The 8203-nt window shown below is 72.2% G+C and carries 8 protein-coding genes; 6 read left to right on the forward strand and 2 right to left on the reverse strand.

Annotated elements, in window-relative coordinates; all coding sequences use genetic code 11:
• The 4 genes from VIU94_RS44090 to VIU94_RS44105 all read left to right on the forward strand — a co-directional run.
• On the forward strand, positions 1–472 hold a 472-nt coding region (locus VIU94_RS44090; RefSeq protein ID WP_331921274.1), incomplete at its 5' end, for a carboxymuconolactone decarboxylase family protein.
• A gap of 53 nt (positions 473–525) precedes the next feature.
• Positions 526–1158 (forward strand): MBL fold metallo-hydrolase, encoded by a 633-nt coding sequence (locus VIU94_RS44095; protein ID WP_331921276.1) that lies wholly within the window; start codon positions 526–528, stop codon positions 1156–1158.
• 42 nt (positions 1159–1200) lie between these two features.
• Complete coding sequence (locus VIU94_RS44100; protein ID WP_331921278.1) at positions 1201–1980, forward strand: exodeoxyribonuclease III; 780 nt, start codon at positions 1201–1203, stop codon at positions 1978–1980.
• A 76-nt stretch (positions 1981–2056) separates the two neighbouring features.
• Positions 2057–2497, forward strand: a complete 441-nt coding sequence (locus VIU94_RS44105) for a DUF6278 family protein (RefSeq protein WP_331921280.1) — start codon at positions 2057–2059, stop codon at positions 2495–2497.
• A 162-nt stretch (positions 2498–2659) separates the two neighbouring features.
• Here VIU94_RS44105 and VIU94_RS44110 read toward each other — a convergent pair whose 3' ends face one another.
• Complete coding sequence (locus VIU94_RS44110; RefSeq protein ID WP_331921282.1) at positions 2660–4240, reverse strand: alpha/beta fold hydrolase; 1581 nt, start codon at positions 4238–4240, stop codon at positions 2660–2662.
• Between the two features lie 144 nt (positions 4241–4384).
• On the opposite strand from VIU94_RS44110, the gene VIU94_RS44115 reads away from it, so the two are divergent.
• Positions 4385–5635 (forward strand): cytochrome P450, encoded by a 1251-nt coding sequence (locus VIU94_RS44115; RefSeq protein WP_331921284.1) that lies wholly within the window; start codon positions 4385–4387, stop codon positions 5633–5635.
• Here VIU94_RS44115 and VIU94_RS44120 read toward each other — a convergent pair.
• Positions 5589–6320 carry a hypothetical protein gene (locus tag VIU94_RS44120; RefSeq protein ID WP_331921286.1) on the reverse strand — a complete coding sequence of 244 codons (732 nt, stop codon included), beginning with the start codon at positions 6318–6320 and terminating at the stop codon, positions 5589–5591. The genes VIU94_RS44115 and VIU94_RS44120 overlap by 47 nt on opposite strands.
• A 127-nt stretch (positions 6321–6447) precedes the next feature.
• Between VIU94_RS44120 and ggt the strand changes: the two genes are divergently transcribed.
• Positions 6448–8203, forward strand: a 1756-nt coding sequence (gene ggt / locus VIU94_RS44125; protein ID WP_331921288.1) for a gamma-glutamyltransferase, incomplete at its 3' end; no start/stop codon positions are given.

Raw genomic sequence — 8203 nt, forward strand, 5'->3', positions numbered from 1 at the left:
GGCGGCCGCGCCGGTCCTTCCCGCCGACGCCGTCGCGACCGCGCCGTCCGCCTCGGCCGCCTCGGCGGGCGAGCCCGCGGGCCCGGTGCGCCCCGACCCGTACGACGCCGGGCTCAAGCTGCGGCGCGAGGTGCTCGGCGACGCGCACGTCGACCGGGTCCTCGACGAGGGCGCCGCCTTCGCCGCCGACTTCCAGGACCTGGTCACCCGGTACGCCTGGGGCGAGGTGTGGTCCCGCGAGGGCCTGGACCGGCGCACCCGCAGCACCGTCACCCTCACCGCGCTGATCGCCGGCGGCCACTTGGAGGAGCTGGCCGGGCACACCCGTGCCGCGCTCCGCAACGGCCTGACGCCCGAGGAGCTCAGGGAGATCCTGATCCACACCGCGGTCTACTGCGGGATGCCGGCCGCCAACTCGGCGCTGCGCGTGATGCAGCAGGCCGTCCGGGAGGAGACCACGCCCCAGGCGTAGGCTGGGGGCGATCTTGCCCGAGGCCCGACCGTGTCGCCGTGAGGTGGAGTTCCGTGAAGCTGACGAAGATGACCCACGCCTGCGTCCGTCTGGAGAAGGACGGACGCACGCTCGTGATCGACCCGGGCACCTTCAGCGAGGAGGACTCCGCCGTCGGCGCGGACGTCCTGCTGGTCACGCACGAGCACCTCGACCACTTCAACGAGGAGCGGCTGCGGGCCGGCCTGGAGGCCAACCCGGCGGCCGAGATCTGGACGCTGCGGAGCGTCGCCGAGAAGATCTCGGCGGCCTTCCCGGGCCGGGTGCACACCGTCGGGCACGGCGACACGTTCACCGCGGCCGGTTTCGACGTGCAGGTGCACGGCGAGCTGCACGCGGTGATCCACCCGGACATCCCGCGGATCACCAACGTCGGCTTCCTGGTCGACGGCACGGTCTTCCACCCCGGCGACGCCCTCACCGTTCCCGACCACCCGGTGGAGACGCTGCTGCTGCCGGTGATGGCCCCGTGGAACAAGATCTCCGAGGTCATCGACTACGTGCGCGAGGTGAAGCCGCGCCGGGCCTTCGACGTCCACGACGCCCTGCTCACCGACCTCGCCCGGCCGATCTACGACAACCAGATCGGCGCCCTCGGCGGGGCCGACCACGGCCGGCTGGCCCCGGGGGAGTCCGCCGAGCTGTGAGCGGCAGGGTGACTGTCACACCCCGCCGTTAGGCTTGCGCTCATGCGCATCGCCACCTGGAACGTCAACTCGATCACCGCCCGCCTGCCCCGGCTGCTCGCCTGGCTGGAGAGCACCGGCACGGACGTGCTGTGCATCCAGGAGACCAAGTGCACCGCCGAGCAGTTCCCCGCCGACGAGCTGCGCGAGCTCGGCTACGAGTCTGCGGTGAACGCCACGGGCCGGTGGAACGGCGTCGCCCTGCTGTCCAAGGTCGGCCTGGAGGACGTGGTCACCGGCCTGCCCGGCGGACCCGACTACGAGGGCGTGCAGGAGCCCCGGGCGATCTCCGCCACATGCGGCCCGGTCCGGGTCTGGTCGGTCTACGTGCCGAACGGCCGCGAGGTCGCCCACGACCACTACGCGTACAAGCTGCGCTGGCTGGAGGCGCTCAAGGGCGCCGTCGCCGAGGACGCGGCAGCCGACCGCCCGTTCGCGGTGCTCGGCGACTACAACATCGCGCCGACCGACGACGACGTCTGGGACATCGCCGAGTTCGAGGGCGCCACGCATGTCACCGCGCCCGAGCGGGCCGCGCTTGCCGGGCTGCGCGAGGCGGGCCTGGGCGACGTGGTCCCGCGCCCGCTCAAGTACGACCAGCCGTTCACGTACTGGGACTACCGCCAGCTCTGCTTCCCGAAGAACAAGGGCATGCGCATCGACCTCGTGTACGGCAACAAGCCCTTCGCGGACGCGGTGAAGGACAGCTACGTCGACCGCGAGGAGCGCAAGGGCAAGGGCGCCTCCGACCACGCGCCGGTCGTCGTCGACCTGGAGGTCTGAGCGGCTTGATCGTTCCGGCCCGCCGGGCCCCGCGCGCCCTGTGGTGCGCCGGGCCCCGGAATGCGACGCTGGACTGATGGACATCCCCTTCCTGGACTCGTGGCGCCGACGGCACGGAGAGGAGCGGGACGACTCGCTCGCCTCCGCATTCGCTCGTGACCCCGAGGGGGTGGCGGAGCTGCTGGCCGAGTGCGAGTTGCTGCGGGCCCGGGTCGCGCAGGCCGGGGTGATGCTCGACGACACGCCGCGCTCGCTGGAGCTCATCGACCAGCTGCCGCCGCGCTGGCGGGACGATCCGGAGGAGCTGCCCTGGATCGGGAACGACGCCGGCCTGTATCTCGGCACGGTCATCGTGCGGACGGTGCCGGGGGCGCGGTGGGGGGTCTGGCCGGGCGGCCAGCCGATGGTGCGGCTCCCCTCCGGCCGGGAGATCAACGTCGTGGAGGCGGGCCTGGACTGGGCGATGACCGGTTCGCCCGAGCTGTCGCAGATGTACGCGGAGGCGGCCGAGAGCTGAGCCCCGGCCGCCTCTTTGCCGTAAATACGGCTTATACCCCCTTTATGCGTGTCGCCCCTTAAGTCCCGTTATGCGCCGGATAGTTTGCGCTGACTCGACACTGGCGGAAAAGGGGGTAGGGGCAGCGTATGGCCGTCGATCCTGCCCGGCGTCAGCCGGTGATCACTCCTCCCGCAGCGGGACCGACACGTACGACGGGTCGGCCGCCGGGGAGGAGAAGGTCAGCTGCGCGCCGGTCGGGTTGTGCTCGATGTAGAGCGGGTCGACGGTGTCGACCACCAGGGCGAGCCGGTGGCCGGCCGGCACGTCGTAGGCCGTGGCGAACAGCTCCAGGTCGACGGCGAACGGCTCGCCCGGGGTCTTCCCGTGGAAGGTGTACGGGGCGTTGGAGACCAGCTTGCCGAGGCCGAGCGGGCCCACGTCGTACAGATAGGCGACGAGGGTGCCGCTCTCCTTGGTCGAGGTCACCGTGGTGTGCAGCTTCGCCGCGCCGCGCACCTGCTGCGCGGTGGCGTACCGCTCCGACTGCCAGACGCCCGCGAAGGCGCGGGGCAGAAGCGGGACGGAGGCGACCGGCGGGGTCTTCAGGAACTGGTCGAGGACGTTGGAGAGCAGCACGACGCCGCCGTTGGCGCCGGAGTCGACGTTCGCCCAGATCCGCTGGGAGCCGCCGAGCGCGATCTTCCGCTCGTTCGCGCCGACCGACTTCCAGTCGGGGTAGCCCTCGTAGCCGCCCGTGGAGCGCGACTTGAGCTGGACGGGACGCTCGCGGTCGATCCCGTTGTCGACGCCCTTCAGATGGCGGTCGAACCAGCGGTGGGCGTTGGTCCAGGTGTCGTTGGGCAGCCCGAACAGGCCGGTGGCCTCGGCGGTGGCGTGGTCGCCGGGCCGGAACTCCAGGCGCTTGGGGCCGCGCAGCTTCTCGTAGAAGGACGCGTACTGGTTGGGCGGGAAGATGGTGTCGCCCCAGGCGTTGCCGAGCATGATCGCGGCGCCGTTGGCGTTGATCCGGTCCAGGTACGTCGCGGGGGAGCGTTTGCGGCCCCAGTCGATCATCTCCTGTTCCTTCGCCAGGTTCGAGGAGAGGAAGTCCTTCAGAATCCCCTGGAGTTCGGGGCCCGGACGCCCGGTGAGGTACCCGGCGCCGCCGAGCAGCGCGGCGGCCTGGCGGTGCTGGGTGCGGCCGCTGTAGATCGACTCGATCAGGTCGGCCCAGCCGCTGAGCGCGACGACGGCCTTGATCCGCTCGTCGTGCGCCGAGGCCAGCAGGCTGATCCCGGCGCCGTACGAGACGCCCGCCATGCCGACCTTCGCCGGGTCGGCCGGGGTGTTCGCCAGCGCCCAGTCGATGACCTTGGAGGCGTCGGCGACGTCCTTCGGCCCGCCGGTCTCGATCTCGCCGCCGGACTGCCAGAAGCCGCGGGAGTTGTAACTCACCACGACGTACCCGGAGTCGGCGAGCTTCGTGGCCTGTGCGAGGTACTCGATCTGGGGCATCGCCCAGCTGGTGGGCAGCACGATCACGGGGTAGCGGGCGGATCCGTCGGCCCCGGCGGGGGTGACGACGTTCGCCTTGAGCACGGTGCCGCCGTCGCCGGCGATGTCGACGAAGCGGACGGTCGGCGTCGAGGCCGCCTCGGCGGCGTGCGCGGCGGGCGCTGTGCCGAGGGCGGTCCCGGCGAGCAGAGCGGCCGAGACCGCTCCGACGGATGCGGTACGCAGGGGCGTGCGGGGGTGGCTCACTGTGCGGCTCCTCGCTTGGTCACCGGTGGGGACGGTGCAAAGTGACCCGACGGTAACCGGGATGCCTTACCTGAGGTAACTGGTCGGTAAGTTACGTGCCGGTAACGATTGCGGGGCGGTCGCGTGCCGACCAAGCTGTCCCGCGTGGACCACGACAGCCCGCCCGACGTCTTCGACCCGCGGATCTACGCCGCCGGACTCCCGCACGAGGCCTTCCGCGTACTGCGCGACCGGCATCCCGTCGCCCGGCAGGACGAGTACGAGGTCCTCGGCTGGCCCGCCGGGCCCGGGTTCCTCGCCGTCACGCGGCACGCCGACGTCGTGCGCGTCCTCAAGGACGCCGAGACGTACTCCTCGTACCTCGGGGCTACCCAGATCCGCGACCCCGACCCGGCCGATCTGCCGTTCATCCGGCGGATGATGCTCAACCAGGACCCTCCTGGGCATGGCAGGCTGCGGAGGCTCGTCAGCCGGGCGTTCACCCCGGGGCGGATCGAGCGCTTCGAGGCCACCGCGCGCCGCAGGGCCCGCGAGCTGCTCAGCGCCGCCCGCGAGAGCGGACCCGAGATCGACCTCGTGGCCGCCGTGACCGACGACTACGCGCTGCTCAACCTCACCGACCTGCTCGGCGTCCCGGCGAGCGACCGCGGGCTGTTGCTGACCTGGACCGAGCGCGTCATCGCCTACCAGGACCCCGACGAGCCGCCCGTGCTCGACGCCGAGGGCCGGCCGGTGAACCCCCGCTCGCCCGCGATGCTCGCCGAGATGTTCGCGTACGCCCAGGAACTCGCCGCATACAAGCGCCGCGAGCCCGGCGACGACATCATGACCGCGCTGGCCGCATCACCGCTCCAGGACGCCGAGCTGGAGATGTTCTTCTTTCTGCTCACCGTCGCGGGCAACGACACCGTGCGCAGCGCCGCTCCCGGAGGCCTGCTCGCGCTCGCCGAAGACCCCGAGGAGCAACGGAGGTTGAGGACGGGCGAGGTCGGGGTCGACACCGCCGTGGACGAACTGCTGCGCTGGCATCCGCCCGTCCTCTCCTTCCGTCGCACCGCGACGCGCGACACGGAGCTCGCCGGCGTGCCGATCGCCGCCGGCGAGAAGGTCGTCGTCTTCCACGCCTCCGCCAACTACGACGAGCGGGCCTTCGACGACCCGTACCGGCTCGACCTCGGCCGCAGCCCGAACCCGCACGTGTCCTTCGGCGACGGCCCGCACGTCTGCCTCGGCGCGCACTTCGCCCGGCTCCAACTGCGGGTGCTCCACGAGGAGATGCGCGCCGTGCTGCCCGGCATCGCCCTCGCCGGGCCGCCCCGGCGGCTGGTCTCCAACTTCATCAACGGCGTCAAGTCGTTGCCGGTACGACTGGAGCCGTGCGCGCCTCGCGCGTGACGTCGGCGATCAGCTCGACCACATCGGGGCCGTACGCCTGGGAGTTGACGACCTTCAGGAGCAGGACGAAGGAGCCGCTCGCGCCGTACTTCCGGGCCAGCTTCTCGTGGTGGCGGGCCAGGTAGCGGGTGGCCGCCTGGTTGTCGATGGCCCGCTGTCCGCAGAACAGGAAGACCGGCCGGCCGCCCTCACCGGCGGTCAGCCGGGCCAGGATCACGTACTCGGCCGACCCCGGCTCCATCTGGTACCGCTCGGCGCCGACCTGGAACATGCTGCGCTCCGCCGACGGCTCCCGCTGGATGATCACGCTCACGCCCGGCAGCAGCGAGGAGAGATGAGCGGCCATGCGGCGGTTGGACCCCGGGCCGCCCAGACAGAACTCGGTGCGCTCGCCGAAGCCCTGCTGGGCGAGATCGTGCTGGATGATCTGGGCGTGCGCCCCGCAGTCCTTGATGAGGGCGGCGAGCTCGAGGAGCGCGAACACGTCGAAGCGGCGTACCGCGCCGTCGGTGGTCGCGTCGCGGTTCACGACGAGCAGACACTCGGAGCCGCCGGGGAGCCCGAAGAAGGCCTGCTTGCGGCGGAGTTTGCGGCGCCAGAGGTAGGTGCGGGTCAGCCAGCCCAGGGTCGCGCTGACCCCGGTGGCCAGCACGCCGAGCACGACATTGCGCAGGTCTTCGTTCACGGCGGGCATCGTAGCGGGGGAGCGCACCGGTGTTCGAGGGCCTGGACGGGACGCACGCCGACGCGGTCCTGACGGAGGCGGCGGCGGGAAGTTACGCTGCGCGGACGGTTGTTGACTGGAGGTACGGATGCGTCGCTCCGCAGCACGTTATGTCTCGGTTCTCGCCACCGTCGGCACGGTTCTGTCGGCGGGCGCGGCCGCGCCCCCGACGGCTCCCGCCGTCGATACGGCCCCGGTGAAGGAACCCGTCGCCGCCGGGTACGGGGGAGCGGTGGCCAGCGTGGACGCCGACGCCTCGGCGGCCGGAATCGAGGTGCTGCGGCGCGGCGGCAACGCGGTGGACGCGGCGGTCGCGGCAGCGGCGGCGCTCGGCGTCACCGAGCCGTACTCCGCGGGCATCGGGGGCGGCGGCTTCTTCGTGTACTACGACGCGAAGACCCGCAGGGTGCACACCATCGACGGGCGCGAGACCGCGCCGGCGTCCGCGGACTCCTCGCTCTTCCTGGAGGACGGCAAGCCGATCGCCTTCGACGAGGCGATGACCAGCGGGCGGAGCGTCGGGACGCCCGGCACCCCGGCCACCTGGAAGAGCGCGCTCGACGCCTGGGGCACCAAGCCGCTGTCCCGGCTGCTCGAACCCGCCGAGCGGCTCGCCCGGGACGGCTTCACCGTGGACCCGACCTTCCGCGCCCAGACGGCCGCGAACGAGGCCCGCTTCCGGGACTTCCCGGCCTCCTCGGAACTGTTCCTGCCCGGCGGCCAACTGCCCGTCGTCGGCTCGGTGTTCAAGAACCCCGACCTGGCGCGCACTTACCGCACGCTGGGCCGGGAGGGCGTCGGGGCGCTCTACCGGGGCCCGCTGGCCCGCGACATCGTGAACACGGTCCGGACGCCCCCGGTACGGGACGGAGCGACCCGCAAGGTCCGCTCGGGCGACCTGACCGAGCGCGACCTCGCGCGGTACGGGACGGAGCGGCGGCGCCCCACGAAGATGTCGTACCGCGGGCTCGACGTGTACGGGATGGGCCCGGTGTCCTCCGGCGGCACCAGCGTCGGCGAGGCGCTCAACATCCTGGAGCGCACCGACCTGGCGAAGGCCTCGCAGGCGGACTACCTGCACCGGTACATCGAGGCGAGCCGGATCGCGTTCGCGGACCGGGGCCGGTGGGTCGGCGACCCGGCGTTCGAGGACGTGCCGGTGCGGGAGCTGCTGTCGCAGCGGTTCGCGGACGCGCGGGAGTGCCTGATCCGGGACGACGCGGTGCTCACCAGCCCGCTCGCGCCGGGCGACCCGCGCGATCCGGCCCCGTGCGGGACGACGGGCCAGGCCGCGCCGACGACGTACGAGGGCGAGAACACCACGCATCTGACGACGGCCGACAAGTGGGGGAACGTCGTCGCGTACACGCTGACCATCGAGTCCACCGGCGGCAGCGGGATCACCGTGCCGGGGCGGGGCTTCCTGCTCAACAACGAGCTGACCGACTTCTCGTTCGCCCCGGCGAACCCGGCGGTCCACGATCCGAATCTGCCCGGTCCGGGCAAGCGGCCGCGGTCCTCGATGTCGCCGACGATCGTGCTCGACGCGGCGGACCGGCCGGTGCTCGCGCTCGGCTCCCCGGGCGGCTCGACCATCATCACGACCGTGCTGCAGACCCTGACCGGCGTACTCGACCGCGGCCTGCCGCTGGTCGACGCGATCGCCGCGCCCCGGGCCAGCCAGCGCAACCAGACCACGACGGAACTCGAACCGGGCCTGTGGAACAGCCCGTTGCGCGCCGACCTGGAGGCCCGCGGCCACGGCTTCCGCCAGAACCTGGAGATCGGCGCGGCCACCGGCGTCCACCGCCTCCCCGACGGCCGCTGGCTGGCAGCCGCGGAGA

Source organism: Streptomyces sp., assembly GCF_036566765.1.
GTDB lineage: Bacteria > Actinomycetota > Actinomycetes > Streptomycetales > Streptomycetaceae > Streptomyces.